The sequence below is a fragment of the Shinella sp. WSC3-e genome (assembly GCF_945994535.1).
Lineage (GTDB): Bacteria > Pseudomonadota > Alphaproteobacteria > Rhizobiales > Rhizobiaceae > Shinella > Shinella yambaruensis.
In genome coordinates, this window is record NZ_OZ000530.1 from 3,799,478 (window position 1) to 3,818,487 (window position 19,010).

Annotated in this window: 24 protein-coding genes; 19 read left to right on the plus strand and 5 right to left on the minus strand. The window is 65.0% G+C overall.

The genetic code is table 11. From position 1 onward, the window contains the following. The first annotated feature begins 296 nt into the window (after window positions 1-296). From rplU to AABF56_RS18675, 5 genes are all read left to right on the plus strand, one after another. Window positions 297-668, plus strand: a complete 372-nt coding sequence (rplU, locus tag AABF56_RS18655; RefSeq protein ID WP_245083095.1) for a 50S ribosomal protein L21 — start codon at window positions 297-299, stop codon at window positions 666-668. A 25-nt stretch (window positions 669-693) separates the two neighbouring features. Further along, on the plus strand, window positions 694-963 hold the full coding sequence (gene rpmA, locus AABF56_RS18660; protein ID WP_064331928.1) for a 50S ribosomal protein L27: 270 nt from the start codon (window positions 694-696) through the stop codon (window positions 961-963). A gap of 125 nt (window positions 964-1,088) precedes the next feature. Beyond that, complete coding sequence (locus AABF56_RS18665) at window positions 1,089-1,721, plus strand: GNAT family N-acetyltransferase (RefSeq protein WP_024270533.1); 633 nt, start codon at window positions 1,089-1,091, stop codon at window positions 1,719-1,721. Beyond that, complete coding sequence (locus AABF56_RS18670; protein ID WP_272807108.1) at window positions 1,718-2,308, plus strand: GNAT family N-acetyltransferase; 591 nt, start codon at window positions 1,718-1,720, stop codon at window positions 2,306-2,308. Before AABF56_RS18665 ends, AABF56_RS18670 begins: the two co-directional genes overlap by 4 nt. A 240-nt stretch (window positions 2,309-2,548) precedes the next feature. Beyond that, on the plus strand, window positions 2,549-3,475 hold the full coding sequence (locus tag AABF56_RS18675; RefSeq protein ID WP_272806860.1) for an IS110 family transposase: 927 nt from the start codon (window positions 2,549-2,551) through the stop codon (window positions 3,473-3,475). A gap of 101 nt (window positions 3,476-3,576) precedes the next feature. On the opposite strand, the gene AABF56_RS18680 is transcribed toward AABF56_RS18675, so the two are convergent. Further along, on the minus strand, window positions 3,577-4,437 hold the full coding sequence (locus tag AABF56_RS18680) for an endonuclease/exonuclease/phosphatase family protein (protein ID WP_272807109.1): 861 nt from the start codon (window positions 4,435-4,437) through the stop codon (window positions 3,577-3,579). 79 nt (window positions 4,438-4,516) lie between these two features. On the opposite strand from AABF56_RS18680, the gene obgE reads away from it, so the two are divergent. From obgE to AABF56_RS18730, 10 genes are all read left to right on the plus strand, one after another. After that, a complete protein-coding gene (gene obgE, locus AABF56_RS18685) occupies window positions 4,517-5,527 on the plus strand; it encodes a GTPase ObgE (protein WP_272807110.1) in 1,011 nt (336 codons plus the stop codon). A gap of 1 nt (window position 5,528) precedes the next feature. Next, on the plus strand, window positions 5,529-6,701 hold the full coding sequence (gene proB, locus AABF56_RS18690; protein ID WP_272807111.1) for a glutamate 5-kinase: 1,173 nt from the start codon (window positions 5,529-5,531) through the stop codon (window positions 6,699-6,701). After that, the gene (locus AABF56_RS18695) at window positions 6,694-7,971 is read left to right on the plus strand and encodes a glutamate-5-semialdehyde dehydrogenase (RefSeq protein WP_272807112.1); all 1,278 of its coding nucleotides are present in this window, start codon (window positions 6,694-6,696) and stop codon (window positions 7,969-7,971) included. The genes proB and AABF56_RS18695 overlap by 8 nt, the downstream gene beginning before the upstream one ends. Before the next feature lie 36 nt (window positions 7,972-8,007). Then, window positions 8,008-8,616, plus strand: coding sequence for a nicotinate-nucleotide adenylyltransferase (locus AABF56_RS18700; protein WP_244770816.1), 609 nt, complete (start codon window positions 8,008-8,010; stop codon window positions 8,614-8,616). 40 nt (window positions 8,617-8,656) lie between these two features. Then, window positions 8,657-9,130: a ribosome silencing factor gene (gene rsfS, locus AABF56_RS18705; RefSeq protein WP_398432870.1), complete on the plus strand. Its 474-nt coding sequence runs from the start codon at window positions 8,657-8,659 to the stop codon at window positions 9,128-9,130. Between the two features lie 79 nt (window positions 9,131-9,209). Then, window positions 9,210-9,692, plus strand: a complete 483-nt coding sequence (gene rlmH, locus AABF56_RS18710; RefSeq protein WP_272807113.1) for a 23S rRNA (pseudouridine(1915)-N(3))-methyltransferase RlmH — start codon at window positions 9,210-9,212, stop codon at window positions 9,690-9,692. Between the two features lie 139 nt (window positions 9,693-9,831). Beyond that, window positions 9,832-11,262 carry a murein hydrolase activator EnvC family protein gene (locus AABF56_RS18715; RefSeq protein WP_272807114.1) on the plus strand — a complete coding sequence of 477 codons (1,431 nt, stop codon included), beginning with the start codon at window positions 9,832-9,834 and terminating at the stop codon, window positions 11,260-11,262. Then, window positions 11,252-12,574, plus strand: coding sequence for a S41 family peptidase (locus AABF56_RS18720; RefSeq protein ID WP_244770718.1), 1,323 nt, complete (start codon window positions 11,252-11,254; stop codon window positions 12,572-12,574). The genes AABF56_RS18715 and AABF56_RS18720 overlap by 11 nt, the downstream gene beginning before the upstream one ends. Before the next feature lie 186 nt (window positions 12,575-12,760). Beyond that, window positions 12,761-13,963: a divergent polysaccharide deacetylase family protein gene (locus tag AABF56_RS18725; protein ID WP_244770719.1), complete on the plus strand. Its 1,203-nt coding sequence runs from the start codon at window positions 12,761-12,763 to the stop codon at window positions 13,961-13,963. 9 nt (window positions 13,964-13,972) lie between these two features. Further along, on the plus strand, window positions 13,973-14,500 hold the full coding sequence (locus tag AABF56_RS18730; protein WP_272807115.1) for an RNA pyrophosphohydrolase: 528 nt from the start codon (window positions 13,973-13,975) through the stop codon (window positions 14,498-14,500). 62 nt (window positions 14,501-14,562) lie between these two features. Here AABF56_RS18730 and bfr read toward each other — a convergent pair whose 3' ends face one another. Continuing rightward, window positions 14,563-15,048, minus strand: coding sequence for a bacterioferritin (gene bfr, locus AABF56_RS18735; protein WP_244770721.1), 486 nt, complete (start codon window positions 15,046-15,048; stop codon window positions 14,563-14,565). Then, a complete protein-coding gene (locus AABF56_RS18740; RefSeq protein WP_244770722.1) occupies window positions 15,014-15,325 on the minus strand; it encodes a (2Fe-2S)-binding protein in 312 nt (103 codons plus the stop codon). The genes bfr and AABF56_RS18740 overlap by 35 nt, the downstream gene beginning before the upstream one ends. A gap of 369 nt (window positions 15,326-15,694) precedes the next feature. On the opposite strand from AABF56_RS18740, the gene AABF56_RS18745 reads away from it, so the two are divergent. Then, window positions 15,695-16,129, plus strand: a complete 435-nt coding sequence (locus AABF56_RS18745; protein WP_244770723.1) for a metallopeptidase family protein — start codon at window positions 15,695-15,697, stop codon at window positions 16,127-16,129. A gap of 127 nt (window positions 16,130-16,256) precedes the next feature. Here AABF56_RS18745 and AABF56_RS18750 read toward each other — a convergent pair whose 3' ends face one another. Both AABF56_RS18750 and AABF56_RS18755 read right to left on the minus strand, forming a co-directional pair. After that, the gene (locus AABF56_RS18750; protein WP_244770724.1) at window positions 16,257-16,463 is read right to left on the minus strand and encodes a DUF1737 domain-containing protein; all 207 of its coding nucleotides are present in this window, start codon (window positions 16,461-16,463) and stop codon (window positions 16,257-16,259) included. Further along, complete coding sequence (locus tag AABF56_RS18755; RefSeq protein ID WP_272807116.1) at window positions 16,460-17,371, minus strand: HpcH/HpaI aldolase/citrate lyase family protein; 912 nt, start codon at window positions 17,369-17,371, stop codon at window positions 16,460-16,462. The genes AABF56_RS18750 and AABF56_RS18755 overlap by 4 nt, the downstream gene beginning before the upstream one ends. Window positions 17,372-17,534: 163 nt before the next feature. Between AABF56_RS18755 and AABF56_RS18760 the strand changes: the two genes are divergently transcribed. The 3 genes from AABF56_RS18760 (at window position 17,535) to AABF56_RS18770 (ending at window position 18,933) form a co-directional block, all read left to right on the plus strand. Continuing rightward, entirely contained in the window at window positions 17,535-17,783 is a 249-nt protein-coding gene (locus tag AABF56_RS18760) for a hypothetical protein (RefSeq protein ID WP_432346021.1), read from the plus strand. A 158-nt stretch (window positions 17,784-17,941) separates the two neighbouring features. Then, window positions 17,942-18,547: a 3-isopropylmalate dehydratase small subunit gene (leuD, locus tag AABF56_RS18765; RefSeq protein WP_244770726.1), complete on the plus strand. Its 606-nt coding sequence runs from the start codon at window positions 17,942-17,944 to the stop codon at window positions 18,545-18,547. A gap of 5 nt (window positions 18,548-18,552) precedes the next feature. Beyond that, on the plus strand, window positions 18,553-18,933 hold the full coding sequence (locus tag AABF56_RS18770) for a RidA family protein (protein WP_272807117.1): 381 nt from the start codon (window positions 18,553-18,555) through the stop codon (window positions 18,931-18,933). The last annotated feature ends 77 nt before the right edge of the window (window positions 18,934-19,010 follow it).

Consider the following 19,010-nt stretch of genomic DNA (forward strand, 5'->3'; position numbering starts at 1 on the left):
GGTACATAGCGGGTGTCGGGCGGGGTTGCAAGGGGGCTGGCGCGCGGAAAGTTCATCTATTTGTCATGGTGACGGAAATCCCCTTGACAGTTTTCATGGCCTCACCTATTGCGCAAGGTGCAGTGGCATAGGTCCGACCTGTGCCGCTACGTTGGTTCTTTGTGCCATGCCGAGAGGCTATCCCGCAAGGAATCGTTTGAGCCGGCGGTGCGCCAATGCATCGCCATTACCGACTGACAAAAAGACGGCCTTGCCTTCAGAGGCAAAGAGCCGGCACGAACATGAAAGGATAAAATATGTTCGCAGTCATCAAGACCGGCGGTAAGCAGTACCGCGTGGCCGCCAACGACGTCCTGACGATTGAAAAGCTGTCGGGTGACGCAGGCGCCAAGATCGAATTCACCGAAGTGCTGATGGTCGGCGTCGGCGCCGATGCCACGATCGGCGCGCCCTTCGTCGAAGGCGCCATCGTGACCGCCGAAGTCGTCGAGCATGGCCGTGGCAAGAAGGTCATCGCCTTCAAGAAGCGCCGCCGCCAGAACTCGAAGCGCTCGCGCGGCCATCGTCAGCACAACACGACCGTCCGCATTCTCGACATCGCCGCAGCCGGCAAGGCCAAGAAGGCTTCCAAGAAGTCCGAAGCCGCCGCTGAAGCCGCAGCCGAATAATCTGGACAGGTAAAGGAGAACTCCCATGGCACACAAAAAAGCTGGCGGCTCCTCGCGCAACGGTCGCGATTCCGAGTCCAAGCGCCTTGGCGTGAAGAAGTTCGGCGGCGAAGCCGTCGTCGCAGGCAACATTATCGTCCGTCAGCGTGGCACGCAGTGGCATCCCGGTGCCAATGTCGGCCTCGGCAAGGATCACACGATCTTCGCCCTTACGGCTGGCAATGTGAATTTCCGTACGAAGGCCAACGGTCGCGTCTACGTGTCTGTAGCCCCGAAAGCGGAAGCAGCGGAATAAGCCGGTAGCGCTCTAAAACAGCCGGCGTCTCATCGACCCGGCTGACGCTACAGGTTCAGGCCTGAAGAAAAAAGGGGAGATGGGGCAAGACCTTATCTCCCCTTTTTGCTCTGGAGGACTGAACCATGCAGACCGAATTGTTAAGGGAAGGCCAATCACGGTCTCCCAAGGAACGGCTGAGGCCTGAACGGTCGAGGACCGATTGCCCGATCTTGCTGTCGCAGAGGCTCGTCATGAGAGCCCCGCACGAAGACGACATCGACGCCCTTGCCCATCTCGCCAACAACGCCAATATCGCCAACATGGTCGCCCGCATGCCGCACCCCTACACGGTCGCGGATGCTGCCGATTTCGTGCGACGCACACGCGCCGGCGCGATTGGCAAGTGCGTCTATGCCATTACGAAAGCCGACAACGGCGCCTTCCTCGGATGCTGCGGGATCGAACCGCACGAGGACGGGCGGACGGTCGAGCTCGGCTATTGGTTGGGCGAGCCCTACTGGAACCAGGGATATGTCACCGAAGCGGCTCACGCGCTGATCGACATGGTCTTCCGCACCCGCGACATCGAGCAGATCGATGCGCGCTGCCGGGTCATGAACATCCCCTCGCGGCGGGTCATCCAGAAGTGCGGCTTCCAGTTCCAGGCGACCGGCATGGTGCAGAGCCTTGCCGTCGGCGGCATGGTGCCCGTCGAATGGTATCGGCTGGACCGCAAGACCTGGGTCTCGCTGAAGAGCTGGGGAGGCATGCGATGAACGTCCTGCAGACCCAGACGGAAGGCGCGCGCATCGTCGGCCCCGGGCCCTGCCCGACCGTCGCGACGGCGCGCCTCGTCCTGCGCCCGCACCGCATGTCCGATGCGCAGGCGATCGCCCAGTCGCTGAACGACTTCCAGGTCTCGCGCATGCTGGCGCGGGTGCCCGCGCCCTATGACCGGCAGGATGCGGCCGAATGGCTTTCCGTCGCCACCACCGATCTCAACGAGGGCTGGGCCTTCGCCATCACCGCGGGAGACGACGTGCATATCGGCTGCGTCTCCTTCGAGCGCAGCCGCAGCGGATGGGAGCTCGGCTACTGGCTGAACCGCTTCTACTGGGGGCGGGGCTATATGAGCGAGGCCGTGCATGCGGCGACGGCGCGGTTCCTGATGCGGATGCCCGGCACGGACATCCGGTCCGGCATCTTCGCCGACAACGTCGCCTCGCTCAGGGTGCAGGAGAAGGCAGGCTTCCGCATCACCGGATGCAGCGATCTCTTCTGCGTCGCCCGCGGCGCGATGGTGCCGCATATCGAAACGCGGCTGGAGCCGGGCGATTTCCGCCCGGCGGCACCGCGGCACTGAAAAGGGACCGGGGCGGAGACATCCGCCCTGTCCCCCCACCGACGTCATCCTCGAGCTCGACCCGAGGATCCTGTGTGTTTGGTCTGATGTAAGATGGTTGCGGGAAGGAGGCCGAGAGGATCCAGGCCGCCGTTTGTGACGGCAGGCCGCGGCGTGGCTTGGTCCCTTCCCGCTTCGCCCATCAACCTGAACAGTTGCACGGGGCTGTCGCCACAGACCCCGCACACAGGAGCAGGCGCCATGACGATACACCATACCTTCATCGGCTGCGACATCGGCAAGGACATGATCGACATCTTCGATCCGAAAACGGCCAGGTTCTGCCGCATCCCCAACGAGCAGACCGCGCTGTCCGCTTTTGCCTGTCGCCTCGACCCGGCCACCGACCTGGTCGTCTTCGAGGCGACAGGTCATTGCGACCGGATGCTGCGCCTGTGTCTTTCACAGGCCGGCATCGCCTTTGCCCGCGTCAACCCGAAGACGGCCCGGCGCTTTGCCGAAGCGCGGGGACGGCTGGCCAAGACCGACCGCATCGATGCCCGCTCGCTTTGCGAGATGGGAACCATGTTCGGCCTGACGGCCGAGGCGCCGCCTTGCCCGGTCCGCGAGCGGCTGGCGGCCCTTGCCCGCCGCCGGGATCAGCTCGTCGATGCCCGTGCAACCGAGCGCCGGCATCTTTGCGATGCCTTCGATCCCGCCATCCGCGCCGACATCGAGGCCATGATCGCCATCCTCGGCGAGAGGATCGCCTCGATCCAGGCTGCGATCGACCACCACATGAAGAGCCAGGCCCTCACCGAACACGCCCATCGCCTTACCTCCGCGCCCGGCGTGGGCAAGGTGACAGCCTTGACCCTGCTGGCCCATATGCCCGAACTCGGCAGCCTTTCGCCCAAAACAGCCGCAAGCCTTGCCGGCCTTGCTCCCTTCAATGACGATTCCGGCAGGAGAAACGGCCGCCGCCGCATCAAGGGCGGCAGGCCACGCGTGCGAAAGGCCCTCTACATGGCGGCCCTCGGCGCAATCAAGGCCTCAGCGCGCCTGCGCGCCTTCCATCAGGCCGTCTCAGCCAGAACAGACTCCGCAAAGGCCGGCATCATCGCCGTCGCAAGAAAGCTCATCACGATCCTCAATGCAATGCAGCGCGACAAAACCAACTTCGCTTGAACACAGTTGCCATGCAGCGAGTGTGGCGTGGATGGTCGGGTCAAGCCCGACCAAGACGGAGGAGAGGGTTTCCCGGTTTTAGAGTGTTCGGCTCGTTTCATTCACGAAAGCTCGAACCAGACCGGCATATGGTCCGAGCCGTAGGCGGTCTCGTCGACCCAGGCGTCCGTCAGCCGTTCCACGAGGCCATGGCTGAGGAAGCAGTAATCGAGGAAGAGGCGCTCGGTATGGTTTTTCGGATCGACCCAGCTGTAGCTGGCGGCGTGGCGCTTGCCGAGGCCGGCCAGCGCGTCCACCGGATGGGTGGCGCGGATCTGGCGGCCGTAGAGCGCATCCACGCCGCCGACCATCTCGCAATATTCCGGCGATTCCGGCACCATGTTGAAATCGCCCATCAGCACGTAGTCCTCCGGCACCGGCGGCTCGGCAAGGTCGAATTCATGGGCGCCGGAAATCGCGCCGCCCTCGACGGAGTAGAGCTGGGCACGGTCCTTCAGATACCGGATCTGCGCGATGCGCTCGTCGCGGTGCACATGGTCGAGATGCACGGAATAGATACGGAGCGGCCCCCTGGGCGTTGCGATCACCGCCTCGGTCGCGCCGCGCTGCAGGTTCAGCTTGTCGAGGGTGCGCGTGCGCGGCAGGAGCATGGTGCGGGTCGACAGGATCGGCCAGCGCGAGAAGATCATGTTGCCGAACTGGAAGCGGCGGTTGACCACGCGGCCCTGTTCGATTGCCGAGCCCGCATCGAGATCGCAGGCCGCCCCGAAGACGGAATAGTGATTGGCAAGCAGCGTCTGCAGCTCGGCGACCATGTCGACATGGCCGTTGCGGCTGAAATTGCGGGTCACTTCCTGCAGCGCGATGATATCGGCGCCGTGAATGCTGGAGACGATGCGCGGCAGATCGAACCGGTTGTCGAGACCGATGCCGTACTGGACGTTGTAGCTGACGAATTTCACGATAGTCTTTGACCTCTCACGGAAGCGGCTATATCGAAGACGGCACTATGAAAATACGAGAAAAGCGAACGGCGAGCCGATGAAGTTCCTGGACGAAGCAAAAGTCTATATCCGGTCCGGTGACGGCGGGGCAGGGGCTGTCTCGTTCCGCCGTGAAAAATTCGTCGAATTCGGCGGCCCCGATGGCGGCGATGGCGGGCGCGGCGGCGATGTCTGGGTGGAGGCCGTCAACGGCCTCAACACGCTGATCGACTTCCGCTACCAGCAGCATTTTAAGGCCGCGACCGGCACGCACGGCATGGGCCGCAACCGCACCGGCGCGAACGGCGCCAGCGTGACGCTGAAGGTGCCGGTCGGCACGCAGATCTTCGAGGAAGACAACGAGACGCTGATCGTCGACCTGGTGACGGAAGGCCAGCGCTTCAAGCTGGCCGCCGGCGGCAATGGCGGCTTCGGCAACGCGCATTTCAAGTCGGCGACCAACCAGGCGCCGAACTGGGCCAATCCGGGCCTGGAAGGCGACGAGAAGACCATCTGGCTGCGCCTTAAGCTGATCGCAGATGCTGGCCTCGTCGGCCTGCCCAATGCGGGGAAATCGACCTTCCTCGCCACCTGCACGCGGGCCCGGCCGAAGATCGCCAACTATCCCTTCACCACGCTGCACCCCAATCTCGGCGTCGCGACGATCGACGGCAGCGAGTTCATCCTCGCCGACATTCCCGGCCTCATCGAGGGCGCGCATGACGGCATCGGGCTTGGCGACCGGTTCCTTGGCCATGTCGAGCGCACGCGCGTGCTGCTGCACCTCGTCTCCGCGCAGGAAGAGGACGTCGCCAAGGCCTACACGACGGTGAAGCACGAGCTGGAAGCCTATGGCGGCGGCATCACCGACAAGCCGGAGATCGTCGCGCTCTCGCAGATCGACCTGCTCGACGAGGACGAGCTGAAGAAGAAGACCAAGGCGCTGGCGAAGGCGAGCGGGCAGACGCCGTTCCAGATTTCCGCCGTCGCCAATGTCGGCATGACGGGCACGCTCAGGGCGCTGCGCGACATCATCGTTGAGGCGAAGAACTCCGGATCCGACGACTGAGATGACGAAGCACCGCAAACCGCTCGGAAAATACCGCCGGATTGTGATCAAGATCGGCTCGGCCCTGCTCGTCGACCGTGCGAGCGGCCTGAAAAAGGCCTGGCTCGACGCCATGTGCAGGGACATCGCGGCGCTGCGCGCCGGCGGCACGGAGGTGCTCGTCGTCTCCTCCGGCGCCATCGCGCTCGGCCGCTCCGTGCTGAAGGTGCCCTCGGGCGCCCTGAAGCTGGAGGAGAGCCAGGCCGCCGCCGCCGTCGGCCAGATCGCGCTGGCCCGCGCCTGGTCGGAAAGCCTCTCGACCGACGGCATCGTCGCCGGCCAGATCCTCCTGACGCTCGGCGACACGGAGGAACGGCGTCGCTACCTCAACGCCCGCGCCACGATCAACCAGCTCCTGAAACTCGGCGCCGTCCCCATCATCAACGAGAACGACACGGTCGCGACGACGGAAATCCGCTACGGCGACAACGACCGGCTCGCCGCGCGCGTCGCCACCATGACCGGCGCCGACCTGCTCGTCCTGCTCTCCGATATCGACGGGCTCTACACGGCCCCGCCGCATCTCGACCCGGAGGCGCGGTTCCTCGAAACCATCGCGGCGATCACGCCCGAGATCGAGGCCATGGCCGGCGGCGCGGCCTCGGAACTGTCGCGCGGCGGCATGCGCACCAAGATCGATGCCGGCAAGATCGCGACGGGCGCGGGCTGCGCCATGATCATCGCCTCCGGCAAGGTCGACCACCCGCTGCGCGCCGTCGAGCAAGGCGCGCGCTCCTCCTGGTTCGCGCCCTCGGGCTCGCCGGTGACGGCGCGCAAGACCTGGATCGCCGGGCAGCTGCAGCCGGCCGGCCGGCTGGAGATCGACGCCGGCGCGGAAACGGCGCTGACCTCGGGCAAGAGCCTGCTGCCCGCCGGCGTGCGCGGCGTCTGGGGCACGTTCTCGCGCGGCGACACGGTCTCGATCTACGGCACGAACGGGCGCGAGATCGCCCGCGGGCTTGCCGGCTACGACGCGGACGAGGCCCGTATGATCATCGGCAAGAAATCGGCGGAGATCGCCGCCATTCTCGGTTATGCCGGCCGCGCCGCCATGGTGCACAGGGATGACCTCGTGGTGACCGGCCTTTCCGCGCCGCTCGCCGCCGAGGCGAAAAGGGACGTCAGCCATGCTTGACCAGGTCAGGACCGATATCGACAGCCTGATGGCCGAGATCGGCCGCAATGCCCGCGCCGCGGCGCGGCCACTCGCCATCGCCACCGCCGATGCGAAGAACCGCGCGCTCGACGCGATGGCCGCGGACATCCTTGCCGGCCGCGATGCCATCCTCGCCGCCAATGCCATCGACCTTGCCAATGCCCGGGAAAGCGGCGTCGCCGCTTCTTTCATCGACCGGCTGACGCTGACGGCCGAGCGCATCGAGGGCATCGCGGACGCGATCCGCGACATTGCCGGCCTGAAGGACCCGGTCGGCGACGTCATTGCCGAATGGGACCGGCCGAACGGCCTGCATATCGAGCGCGTGCGCACGCCGCTCGGCGTCATCGGCGTCATCTATGAAAGCCGGCCGAACGTGACGGCGGATGCCGGGGCGCTGTGCCTCAAGGCCGGCAATGCCGTGATCCTGCGCGGCGGGTCGGACAGCGTGAATTCATCGCAGGCGATCCATTCCTGCCTCGTCGCCGGCCTCAAGGCCGCCGGCCTGCCGGAACACGCCATCCAGTACGTGCCCGTCACGGACCGTGCCGCCGTCGGCGCCATGCTGTCCGGTCTCGGCGGCACGATCGACGTCATCGTGCCGCGCGGGGGAAAAAGCCTCGTCGCGCGCGTGCAGAGCGAGGCGCGCGTGCCGGTCTTCGCCCATCTCGAAGGCCTGTGCCACATCTACGTCGACAAATCCGCCGATCTCGACATGGCGAAGACGATCGTCGTCAACGCGAAGATGCGCCGCACGGGCATCTGCGGCGCGGCGGAGACGCTGCTGATCGACCGCGCCGCGGCCGACACGCATCTCTCGCCGCTTCTCGAAGGCCTGCGCGCCGCCGGCTGCGAGGTGCGTGCGACGGACGAGATCCGCGCCCGCATCGAGAACCTTGTCGCCGCGACGGAGGCGGACTGGTCGACCGAATATCTCGACGCCATCATCTCCGTCACGCTCGTCGACGGCATTTCCGGCGCGATCGAGCATATCAACCGCTGGTCCTCCGCCCACACGGAAGCCGTGATCGCCGAGGATCCCGCGGTCGTCGAGCGCTTCTTCACGGAGATCGATTCGGCGATCCTGCTGCACAACGCCTCCACCCAGTTCGCCGATGGCGGCGAGTTCGGCATGGGCGGCGAGATCGGCATCGCGACGGGCAAGATGCATGCGCGCGGCCCCGTCGGCGTCGAGCAGCTCACCTCCTTCAAATACCGCGTGCGCGGCACCGGACAGGTGCGGCCCTAAGTGACGTCGGACGCGGTTGCAGAGCGCTACCTGAGAATGCCGCATGCGGAAAAGGGCATGGCGATCGGCCTGTTCGGCGGCTCGTTCAACCCGCCGCACGAGGGCCATGCGCTGGTCGCGGAAATCGCCCTGCGCCGCCTCGGTCTCGACCAGCTCTGGTGGATGGTGACGCCCGGCAACCCCTTGAAGAACCACCGCGAACTCGCTCCGCTCAGCGAGCGCATCCGGCTCAGCGAGGACATCGCCCCCGGCCCGCGCGTTAAGGTGACGGCCTTCGAGAAGCGGCTCGGCCAGAGCTATACGGCAAGGACCCTCCAGCGCGTGCAGGCGCTGAACCGCGGCGTCCACTTCGTCTGGATCATGGGCGCCGACAATCTCGGCACCTTCCACCGCTGGCAGAACTGGCAGAAGATCGCCTGCACCTTCCCCATCGCCGTCATCGACCGGCCGGGCTCGACGCTCGCCTATCTCTCCTCGCGCATGGCCAAGACCTTCGACTATGCGCGCATCGACGAGGAGGACGCGATGTCGCTTGCCCGCCGCCGGGCGCCGGCCTGGACCTTCATCCACGGCCCCCGCTCGCCGCTCAGCTCCACGGCGCTGCGCAGCCAGGCGGCGCTAGAGAAAACCATCCCTCAGAAGTGACGTCTTGAAAGTGGTAACCTTTGATGCCTACATTTAGTAGGTGCCGGCCCGACACGCCGGCACAAGACGTGCTTGTCCTGTTACACAGAAAGGAACGAACCTGACAACAGTGCACGCGAAGGGAAACGTCATCGGCGTTTTCTCCAAGAGCGCGGGAAGGGGCGACGATGCCGCCGACCGTGCCCTTCAACTGGTCCTCGCAAGCCTCGAGGACTCGAAGGCAGAAGATATCGTCACCATCAACATTGCCGGCAAATCGGCGCTGGGCGACTACATGGTGGTCGTGTCCGGACGCTCGAACCGTCATGTCATGGCGATTGCCGACCATCTCATCTCCGATCTCAAGGACGAAGGCCTGGGCAATGCCCGCGTCGAGGGCCTGGAGGCGGGCGACTGGGTGCTGATCGACACGGGCGATATCATCGTTCACGTGTTCCGGCCGGAAGTCCGGGAGTTCTACAACATCGAACGGATGTGGGCAGCTCCCGAGATCGAGGACGGCACCGTCCATTGAAATGACGCCGGGCGCCTGTCCGGCGAGGAAAAACGGTGGCGCGGCTTAGGCGTCACCCGAACGGACAGGGCTTGGGGCGATGCGGGTTGGACTTTTTGCGGTTGGACGGCTGAAGGCCGGCCCTGAGAAGGATCTTGCGGCCCGCTACATGGACCGTTTCGCCAAGGCCGGCCCCGCGATCGGCCTCGAGCTCGGCAAGCTTGCCGAGGTCGGCGAAAGCCGCGCCGGCAATGCCGAGACGCGCAAGCGCGAGGAAGCGGCCATGCTGCAGAAGGCGCTGCCCGACGGCGCCGTGCTGATCCTGCTCGACGAGCGCGGCAAGGCGCTCGACTCCCCCGCCTTCGCCGATCTCATCGGCGGGTTTCGCGATGCCGGCAAGCGCGAGCTGATGATCGCCGTCGGCGGCGCCGACGGGCTCGATCCCGCCCTCTACGAGCGCGCCGACGCCACGCTCTGCCTCGGCAAGATGACCTGGCCGCACCAGCTCGTGCGCATCCTCATCGCCGAACAGCTCTATCGCGCCGTCACCATCCTCTCCGGCCACCCCTATCACCGCAGCTGACGCAGGCGTCACCGCCGCGCAAGGCTGAAGGCGCACGATGGGCGCAGCCGTATTTTCGGCGCGGTTTGTTGGCCAAGTGACGTTCTTGGCGAAAGCGCCAAATCAGCATAGAGCGGGGAGAACGGACGTTCGGGAAGCGATGAGGAAAGCCCATACAGCCAATCGGGGGGAAGGCATCGGCCGCCTGCTGCGGCCGGCTAGGCTTTGTGCTGCCCTGGTGCTGGCTCTTCTGCCCCAACCCATTGCCGCCGAGCCGAACGAGACCGGCGTCGCGCAGGAAAAGACGGGATCGCTGCCGAAGGCCGAGTCCGATCCGGCCGCTGCCCTGACGCTGCGCCGCGACAGCACGCGCCGCGAACTGGAAACATTGTCCCGGTCGCTCACGGTTTCCGAAGAGAAGACGAAAGAGCTGGAAGCCGAGATCGCCAAGCTGGAGAAGACCCGCCAGACCCTGCGCGAGGAAATCGTCAAGTCGGCCGCCATGCGCAAGAGCATGGAGGAAAAGATCCTCGCCGGCGAAAAGCGGCTGGAGGGCATGCGCGAGCGGGAGGCGGGCGTTCGTGCCTCGCTGCACGAGCGCCGCGGCCTCCTGGCGGAGGTTCTCGCCGCGCTCCAGCGCATGGGGCGAAATCCGCCGCCTGCCCTGCTCGTCAACCCCGAGGATGCCCTGTCTTCGGTCAGGAGCGCCATTCTCCTCGGCGCGGTCGTCCCGGACATCCGCAAGGAGACGGAAGAGCTCGTCGACGACCTGACGGCATTGATGGACATCAAGAGCGATATCGACCGCGAGCGCACGGAACTGACCGATGCCATGCAGCTTCGCATCGAAGAGGAGAAGCGCTCCGAACTGCTTGTCGCCCAGAACGAGGCGCTGGCGCAGACCAACGGCCGCACGCTGGCCGCCGAACGCCGCCGCGCCGAGGAGCTCGCCGCCCGCGCGACCAGCCTCGAGGGCCTGATCGGCAGCCTGGAGCGCGACATCGGCTCGGTGCGCGACGCCGCCGCGCTCGCCCGCGCCAAGGAGGAGGAACGCCGGAGCCAGAGCGCGGCCGAACGGGAGAAGGCGAGGGCGCTCGCCCGCGACGGCGTGCCCGACAAAAACCGCATTGCTCCGGCATATGAATTCTCCGAACTGCAGGCAAAACTGGACTTTCCCGTGGCCGGCGACGTTCTGCGCCAATTCGGCGAAGCGGACGGCACCGGCCATGATTCGCAGGGGCTGACGCTGGCGGCCAATCCGGGCGCGCTCGTCACGGCCCCCGCCGATGGATGGATCGTCTTTGCCGGCACGTTCCGCAGTTATGGGCGCATGATCATCCTGAACGCCGGGGAGGGCTACCATCTGGTGCTCGCCGGCATGGATCGGGTGAGCGTGCGGGAGGGTCAATTCGTCGTGGCGGGAGAACCGCTCGCCGTGATGGGTGAAAAAAGGGTGGCGAGTGTCAACGCTTTGACGCTGGAAACGGACAAGCCGACACTTTACATTGAATTCCGAAAGAACGGAAAACCGGTTGATTCCCGGCCGTGGTGGTCCGCAAAAAATTCTGGAAAGGCACGCAATGATACGTAGGGCTTCTCTTGTTCTCGTCGGTGCACTCATGGGTGCCACGGCGATGAGCGTCATCAACACGGCCACGCTGCCGGCCGAAGCCGCCGGCTCGTCGACCTATCGCGAGCTTTCCATCTTCGGCGACGTCTTCGAGCGCGTGCGCGCGCAATACGTGACGCCGCCCAAGGAAGACCAGCTCATCGAGAATGCCATCAACGGCATGCTCACCTCGCTCGACCCGCATTCCTCCTACATGAATGCCAAGGACGCCGAGGACATGCGCACCCAGACGCGCGGCGAATTCGGCGGCCTCGGCATCGAGGTCACGATGGAGGACGAGCTCGTCAAGGTCATCACACCGATCGACGACACGCCGGCCGCCCGCGCGGGCGTTCTTGCCGGCGACTTCATTTCCAAGATCGACGGCCAGGACGTGCGCGGCCTGAAGCTTGAGGAAGCGGTCGAGAAGATGCGCGGCGCGGTCAACACGCCGATCAAGCTGACGCTGATCCGCAAGGGCGCCGAAAAGCCGATCGAACTGACCATCATGCGCGACATCATCGCCGTGAAGGCCGTCAAGTCCCGCGTCGAGAACGATGTCGGCTATCTGCGCGTCATCTCCTTCACGGAGAAGACCTATGACGACCTGGAAGCCGCGATCACCAAGATCAAGGAAGAGGTTCCGGCCGACAAGCTGAAGGGCTACGTGCTCGACCTCCGCCTCAACCCGGGCGGCCTGCTCGACCAGGCGATCAACGTCTCCGACGCCTTCCTGGAGCGCGGCGAGGTCGTTTCGACCCGCGGCCGCAACGAGGACGAGACCCGCCGCTTCAACGCAACGCCGGGCGACATCACCGACGGCAAGCCGGTCATCGTCATGGTCAATGGCGGTTCGGCCTCGGCCTCGGAAATCGTCGCCGGCGCGCTGCAGGACCTGCGCCGCGCCACCGTGCTCGGCACGCGCTCCTTCGGCAAGGGCTCCGTCCAGACCATCATCCCGATGGGCGATGCCGGCGCGCTGCGCCTGACGACGGCGCTCTATTACACGCCGTCCGGCAAGTCGATCCAGGGCACCGGCATCACGCCGGACATCACGGTCGAGCAGCCGCTGCCGCCCGAACTGCAGGGCAAGCTGGAATCCGCAGGCGAATCGAACCTGCGCGGTCACATCCAGGGCCAGAGCGAGACGGAGGCCGGCTCCGGCTCCTCCGCCTATGTGCCGCCGGAAGCCAAGGACGACCTCCAGCTTCAATATGCGCTGGAACTGCTGCGCGGCCAGAAGACCGACAAGGCCTTCCCGGCCAATCCGGAAAAGGCCGAGCTGAACAAGTAACCCGCTTCCTCCGGGCCCGTGACCGCACGGGCCTGGATTTCTTCATGCACCAGACGCATGTCGTGATCGCAAAACAGCCACTGCTTTTGCGCGGCATGCCCTAGAGTCTTGTTTTTACCGCATTCTCCGACGCCGAAGCGCTGCCGCTTCGGCTGGAAATGCTCTAGCGGCCGACGCGGACTGACCTTGGGCACAGACATTCACGCACCTCTCGGCCAGGACCGCAAGGCAAGGCCCCGACCGGCGGGACCGCCGCGGTTCTCCGCCGGCACGATCCTGTTCACGCTTGCCGCCATCGGCCTCATCGGCTTTTCCGGCTGGACCGCAACCGCCCCGAGCGGCCTCGGCACCACGCCTTACACCCCGCCGGCAGAAGAAACCGCCGCGCAGGCGACCGCCGGAACCGGAGCCGACCAGAAGGCCGTTGCGGCAAGGGACGGCGTGCGCCGGGCGAACGGCCTTTCCGGCGCCCGCGTCCAGGAAACGCTGACCGACGACGGCAATGTCGTGCGCACCTATACGCCCGGCACGCGCACCGGCACCGGCCCGCTCATCATCGAGACGAACCGTATCGGCCAGGACGCGCGCTCCGCCGCTTTCCCGAACGAGGACCTGCTGGAGGAAACCTCCGACGGCAAGATCCCGATCATCGGCCTCGACGGCACGCGCCCGATGGATCAATATGCAAGGCCGTGGTCCGGCGCGCGCGGCACGCGCATCGCCATCGTGGTCGGCGGGCTCGGTCTCAGCCAGACGGGCACGCAGCGCGCCATCCGCGAACTGCCGGGCGAGGTGACGCTCGCCTTCGCCGCGAGCGGCAACAGCCTGCAACGCTGGATGCAGGAGGCCCGCCGCGGCGGCCACGAGATCCTGCTGCAGATGCCGCTCGAGCCCTTCGACTACCCGCAGAACGACCCCGGTCCCTATACGCTGCGCACCGATCTCGGCGAGGCCGGCAATCTCGCGGAACTGCACCGCGCCATGGCGCAGATCACCAACTATACCGGCATCGTGAATTTCATGGGCGGCCGCTTCCTGTCCGATGCCGACGCGCTGGAGCCGGTCATCCGCGACATTTCGAGCCGTGGCCTCCTCTTCCTCGACGACGGCAGCTCGGCACAGTCGCTGTCCGGCACCCTTGCCGGCGCCGTCGAGGCGCCGCACGCCTTTGCCGACCTCCAGCTCGACGGCGACCTGTCGCGCGAGGCGATCCTGAAGAAACTCGACGAGCTGGAGCGCATCGCCCGGCGCAACGGCACCGCGATCGGCATGGCATCGGCCTTCGATGAAAGTGTGGACGCGATCCGCGAATGGTGCGAGGAAGCAGGCGGCCGCGGCATCGAGATCGTCGGCGTCGCGTCGCTCGCAGCGGTTCCCGCCAAACAATAGGAATTTTCGATGGGCAAGGAAAAGGACAGGGTGGTTCGGGCCGAGGACCTGCCGTACCGCCCCTGTGTCGGCATCATGGTGCTGAATGCCGAGAACAAGGTCTGGGCTGGCCGGCGGCTTGCCGTCGGCAATTCCGAATATGACGGTTCGCCGCAGCTCTGGCAGATGCCGCAGGGCGGCATCGACAAGGACGAGGACCCGCTGGCAGCGGCCTATCGCGAACTCTACGAGGAAACCGGCATCAGGAATGTGTCGTTGCTTGCCGATGCCGGCCGCTGGATCAATTACGACCTGCCGGCCCATTTGATCGGCATCGGCCTCAAGGGCAAGTATCGCGGCCAGACGCAGCGCTGGTATGCCTTCCGCTTCGAAGGCGCGGAGGACGAGATCGCCATCAACCCGCCGCCGGGCGGCCACGAGGCGGAGTTCGACGCCTGGGAATGGAAGCCGATGCGCGACCTGCCGGATCTCATCGTGCCGTTCAAGCGCAAGGTCTACGAGGAGGTCGTCGCGGCCTTCGCATATCTGGCGCCCTGAAGCGCAAACGAAAACCCCGGCCGCAGGACCGGGGTTTTCTGTATCGGGCGTATGGCTGCGCCTTACTCGGCTTCGTTCGCCGGCGCCGCGTTGAGCTGGCCGTACTTCTCCTCGCCGAGCTTGTCGAGCAGTTCCAGCTGGGTTTCGAGGAAGTCGATATGGCCTTCCTCGTCGATCAGCAGCTCCTCGAACAGCTTCATGGTGACGTAGTCACCGGCGTCATGACAGATGTCGCGCGATTTCTTGTAGGCCGTGCGGGCATCGTACTCGCCGGCAAGGTCGGCCTCCAGCACTTCCTTGACGTTCTGGCCGATGCGAAGCGGCGCGACGGTCTGGAGGTTTGGGTGGCCTTCGAGAAAGATGATGCGGGCGACGAGCTTGTCGGCGTGCTGCATCTCTTCGATCGACTCGGCGCGCTCCTTCTTGGCAAGAAGCGTGTAACCCCAGTCTTCCAGCAGACGGTAGTGAAGCCAGTACTGGTTGACGGCACCGAGTTCGAGATAGAGCGCTTCGTTAAGCTGCTCGATGACTTTTTTGTCGCCTTTCAAGGTCCGCTCTCCTGTTTTCCTCATGGAATTGTTTGAGGCGGATCATGAAATCAAATATCTCGGCGTCCGTCGAGTCGCGGCGGGCGTGGTACTGCTCGGTCGTGCGGATGATGATGTCCACGACGTTCGGGAAACAGCCGCAGCAGCGGCCCCGTTTTTGCATCGCATGGTAGACTTTTGCAGGCACGATGAGCTGCCAACAGTCCTCGTCGAGGAGGCTGTTGATCACGTCGACAATTTCCTTATCGGTGATGAAGTTGCAGCTGCAAACCAGCATTTCGTCTTGCCTGCCATACGCAAAGTACTGAGTTTCCGGGATTAAGCAAAAGACGACCTTCGTTGTCAAGAATGAACAGGTCAGCCTTGTTGACTCATAAATTTAGAGTCATTCTAATCTTGATTTAAAATGTCGTCTTTTCAGAAGGTTACGGCTTCCCGGCAGGCATGAAAAGCACCGCCACCTGCGGCAAACTGACCGATCACATTTTGTTGCAAAACGCCTGTGGACAACGATTTTGCGCCCGCGCCCGTTTCGGCCGGGAACGGGCCGGGCATCCGAATCGTCCCGCCCTGCGCAGGCAGGCCATGCAAATTCGACCCTCGAAAAACGCTGGAAATCGTCTATATGACGGGCAAAGGAGAGCCCATGGCCCGCATTGACCAGACCGATGATTGGCGCACGCGCCATGCCCCGACCATCAGCACGTTCGAATCCCTGGCGCTGGAGGCCTACGGCCACCTGCCGGAGGAGTTCCGTGCGCTGACGGGCAACCTCATCATCGAGATCGCCGAGTTCCCGAGCGACGACGTTTTCGAGGACATGGCGCTGGAAACGCCCTTCGACCTGCTGGGCCTCTTCGAGGGTCGCGGCATCACCGAGCGCTTCACCGTCGAGACCGGCGAGATGCCGAATCGCATCACCCTCTACCGTCGCCCGATCCTCGACTACTGGGCCGAGAACGAGGAGACGCTGGGCGACATCATCACCCATGTCCTCATCCACGAGATCGGCCACCATTTCGGCCTGTCGGACGACGACATGGAACGCATCGAGGCGAGCGCGGAGATCGCGGCGGGCTGAGCCGCCATCACCGAACCACGGCCGTCTCTCTCGTCATGGCCGGTCCTCGGGTTAAACCCGAGGATGGCGAAGGTGCGCGAGGCCGGAATGTCGGCGGCACAGGGCGCACGGGAGCATGGTCTCCCGCCTACTGCTCGGAAAGCTTGATATCCGGCGTGTAGTCCTTGCCCGGAACGTCCTTCACCACCGCCTGGCCGCATTGCATCAGCTTGGTTTCGCCGTTGTAGGCATAGGTCGGCGAGCCGTGCAGCGCCCAGCCCTTGTTCAGCGCCAGCGTCACCTTGTGGCAGAACGAGGCGTCGTCGGGGCCGGTGAGGAAGCGGTAGACTTTCATGCTTTCTTCTTTCTCTCGTTGATCAGGTCGGCCTTGGCGATGAGGCGCCGGGCCTGGTCGGCATGGAGCTTTTCGACCATGCGGCCGGCGAGGCTCACCACCGCCTTGCCCGCATTTTCCGGCGCCGCGAAGGCCGCGACGATGGCGAGCGCTTCGGCGGCCTCCGCCTCCGTGACGCCGAAGACATCGTTGGCGGCGGCGATCTGCGCGGGATGGATCAGCATCTTGCCGTCAAAGCCCATCTGCCGGCCCTGCCGGCATTCCGCCTGAAGGTTCTCGTCGTCGGAGAAATCGTTGAAGACGCTGTCGATAACGTCGAGGCCGCAGGCCCGCGCCGCCACGACGACCTGGAGCAGCAGCGGCACGAGGAAGGGGCGCCCGGGAATATCGGCGATGCCGGTTTCCTTGCGCAGGTCGTTGAGGCCGACGACGAAGCAATCGAGCCGGCCGCCATGCGTGCGGCCCGTCTCGGCGATGGCGGGAAGGTTGAGGAGGCACGCCGCCGTCTCGATCATCGCCCAGAGGCGCGGGCCGTCATCAGCCCCCGCCTCGGAAAGCCAGTCGGCGACGGCCAGCACATCCTGCGGCTCGCAGACCTTCGGCAGGAGCACTGCATCGGGCATGCACTCGAGCACCGCTTCGAGATCGAGCGCACCGTCCGGCCCCTCGAGCGGGTTGATCCGGATGACATGCTCGCGGCCGGGGAAACGGTCGAGCGCCTTGAAATGACGGATGAGGGCCGCGCGGGCTTCCGCCTTCTTCTCCGGCAGAACGGAATCCTCGAGATCGAAGATGATCGCGTCGCAATCGAGCAGGGCGGACTTGGCGAGCGCCCGGGCATTGACGGCGGGAACGCTGAGCACCGAGCGGCGCAGGCGAAGCGGGTGATGGTGCGGTGTCCTGTTCATCCGTCCTTTTTGCCGCGCTTTGCCGCGGCCGGCAAGCGCTGCGGCGCCGCGCGTCCTCCACGACACCCGCGGGACGCCGCAGCAGCGGCAAATCCGGTCCTTTCGGCCTTGCAATGGACAAAATCGCTCCCCACATTGCCTTTCAGAGAAAGGGCAAATCAAAATGCAGCGCATCCGCTCCATCGTCTTTACCGTCTTCACCATGCTTGTCGCAGGCGCGACCTTCCTGTTCGCCGCCTCCGTGGGCCTTGCCATCGCCGGCATCGTCGCCGTGCTGATGCTCGGCTCCATGCTTGCCGCCAAGCTTCAGCCGGCTCCGGTCCGCGCCAGCGCGCGCAACGACCGCCGGGCGCCCGGCCAGCGCGAACCACGCATCTGGAACGACGGCCGCGGCACGATCATCGACCTTTAAAAGAGGTTTTGCTTCCCAAGGGGATGCACCGGGCGCTTTTCCGCGCCCGGCATTTGCGTTTGACACCCGGCTTTTGCGAAGATTCTCCTTCAAATCCGGGGAAAACTCATCTAAACGCTTGCATCAACCGACATCACTGCATTTCGAGGGTTCTTCGCATGGAAAAGTTCGTCAAGCTGACCGGCGTCGCCGCGCCGCTTCCCGTCGTCAACATCGACACGGACATGATCATTCCGAAGGACTACCTCAAGACGATCAAGCGCACCGGCCTCGGCAAGGGCCTCTTCGCCGAAGCACGCTATAACGAGGACGGCAGCGTCAACCCGGACTTCGTGCTGAACAAGCCGGCTTACCAGAACGCCACGATCCTCGTTGCCGGCGACAATTTCGGCTGCGGCTCCTCGCGTGAGCATGCGCCCTGGGCGCTGCTCGATTTCGGTATCCGCTGCGTCATCTCCACCAGCTTCGCCGACATCTTCTACAACAACTGTTTCAAGAACGGCATCCTGCCGATCGTCGTCAGCCAGGACGACCTCGACAAGCTGATGGACGACGCCAGCCGCGGTTCCAACGCCATCCTGACCGTCGACCTGGAGACCCAGGAGATCACCGGCCCCGACGGCGGCCGCATCACGTTCGAGATCGACGCCTTCCGCCGCCATTGCCTGCTGAACGGCCTCGACGACATCGGCCTGACGCTGGAGAAGGCGGCCTCGATCGACAGTTTCGAGAAGCAGACCGCGACCTCGCGCCCCTGGGCTTGAAGAGCATGCGCCGGCTGATCTCGTCCGGCTCCCCCTTTGAAGCGACGGCGGGTTATTCGCGCGCCGTCGTGGAGGGCAACTGGTGCTTCGTGTCGGGCACGACCGGCTACGACTACGCCACGATGACCATGCCCGAAAGCGTCGAGGATCAGACGCGCAACGCACTCGCCACCATCGGCAAGGTTCTGCAGGACGCCGGCTTCTCCTTCGCCGACGTCGTGCGCTGCCACTATTACGTAACCGACGCCGCCTTCGCCGACCGCGTCTTTCCGATCCTCGGCGAGACCTTCGGAACGATCCGCCCCGCCGCGACCATGATCGTCTGCGGCCTTATCCGGCCGGAAATGCTCGTCGAGATCGAAGTCACGGCGCTGCGCGCGAACTGAAACATGCCGCGCAAAAGTGCGCAGGGGTTTTGCTATAACGACATGCGAAAAATCAAAGACCTAAAGCGCGGGAACGA

What these genes read in the sequence shown, in the direction of transcription:
- AABF56_RS18745 (WP_244770723.1), top strand. Translation starts at nt 15,695, where the DNA reads ATGGCCCGCATTGACCAGACCGATGATTGGCGCACGCGCCATGCCCCG.
- AABF56_RS18700 (WP_244770816.1), top strand. Translation starts at nt 8,008, where the DNA reads ATGCCGCATGCGGAAAAGGGCATGGCGATCGGCCTGTTCGGCGGCTCG.
- obgE (WP_272807110.1), top strand. Translation starts at nt 4,517, where the DNA reads ATGAAGTTCCTGGACGAAGCAAAAGTCTATATCCGGTCCGGTGACGGC.
- rpmA (WP_064331928.1), top strand. Translation starts at nt 694, where the DNA reads ATGGCACACAAAAAAGCTGGCGGCTCCTCGCGCAACGGTCGCGATTCC.
- AABF56_RS18755 (WP_272807116.1), bottom strand. Translation starts at nt 17,371, where the DNA reads ATGAACAGGACACCGCACCATCACCCGCTTCGCCTGCGCCGCTCGGTG.
- AABF56_RS18740 (WP_244770722.1), bottom strand. Translation starts at nt 15,325, where the DNA reads ATGCTGGTTTGCAGCTGCAACTTCATCACCGATAAGGAAATTGTCGAC.
- rlmH (WP_272807113.1), top strand. Translation starts at nt 9,210, where the DNA reads ATGCGGGTTGGACTTTTTGCGGTTGGACGGCTGAAGGCCGGCCCTGAG.
- AABF56_RS18770 (WP_272807117.1), top strand. Translation starts at nt 18,553, where the DNA reads ATGCGCCGGCTGATCTCGTCCGGCTCCCCCTTTGAAGCGACGGCGGGT.
- rplU (WP_245083095.1), top strand. Translation starts at nt 297, where the DNA reads ATGTTCGCAGTCATCAAGACCGGCGGTAAGCAGTACCGCGTGGCCGCC.
- AABF56_RS18675 (WP_272806860.1), top strand. Translation starts at nt 2,549, where the DNA reads ATGACGATACACCATACCTTCATCGGCTGCGACATCGGCAAGGACATG.
- AABF56_RS18730 (WP_272807115.1), top strand. Translation starts at nt 13,973, where the DNA reads ATGGGCAAGGAAAAGGACAGGGTGGTTCGGGCCGAGGACCTGCCGTAC.
- AABF56_RS18750 (WP_244770724.1), bottom strand. Translation starts at nt 16,463, where the DNA reads ATGAAAGTCTACCGCTTCCTCACCGGCCCCGACGACGCCTCGTTCTGC.
- AABF56_RS18665 (WP_024270533.1), top strand. Translation starts at nt 1,089, where the DNA reads ATGCAGACCGAATTGTTAAGGGAAGGCCAATCACGGTCTCCCAAGGAA.
- AABF56_RS18695 (WP_272807112.1), top strand. Translation starts at nt 6,694, where the DNA reads ATGCTTGACCAGGTCAGGACCGATATCGACAGCCTGATGGCCGAGATC.
- AABF56_RS18670 (WP_272807108.1), top strand. Translation starts at nt 1,718, where the DNA reads ATGAACGTCCTGCAGACCCAGACGGAAGGCGCGCGCATCGTCGGCCCC.
- AABF56_RS18720 (WP_244770718.1), top strand. Translation starts at nt 11,252, where the DNA reads ATGATACGTAGGGCTTCTCTTGTTCTCGTCGGTGCACTCATGGGTGCC.
- proB (WP_272807111.1), top strand. Translation starts at nt 5,529, where the DNA reads ATGACGAAGCACCGCAAACCGCTCGGAAAATACCGCCGGATTGTGATC.
- AABF56_RS18760 (WP_432346021.1), top strand. Translation starts at nt 17,535, where the DNA reads ATGCAGCGCATCCGCTCCATCGTCTTTACCGTCTTCACCATGCTTGTC.
- AABF56_RS18715 (WP_272807114.1), top strand. Translation starts at nt 9,832, where the DNA reads ATGAGGAAAGCCCATACAGCCAATCGGGGGGAAGGCATCGGCCGCCTG.
- leuD (WP_244770726.1), top strand. Translation starts at nt 17,942, where the DNA reads ATGGAAAAGTTCGTCAAGCTGACCGGCGTCGCCGCGCCGCTTCCCGTC.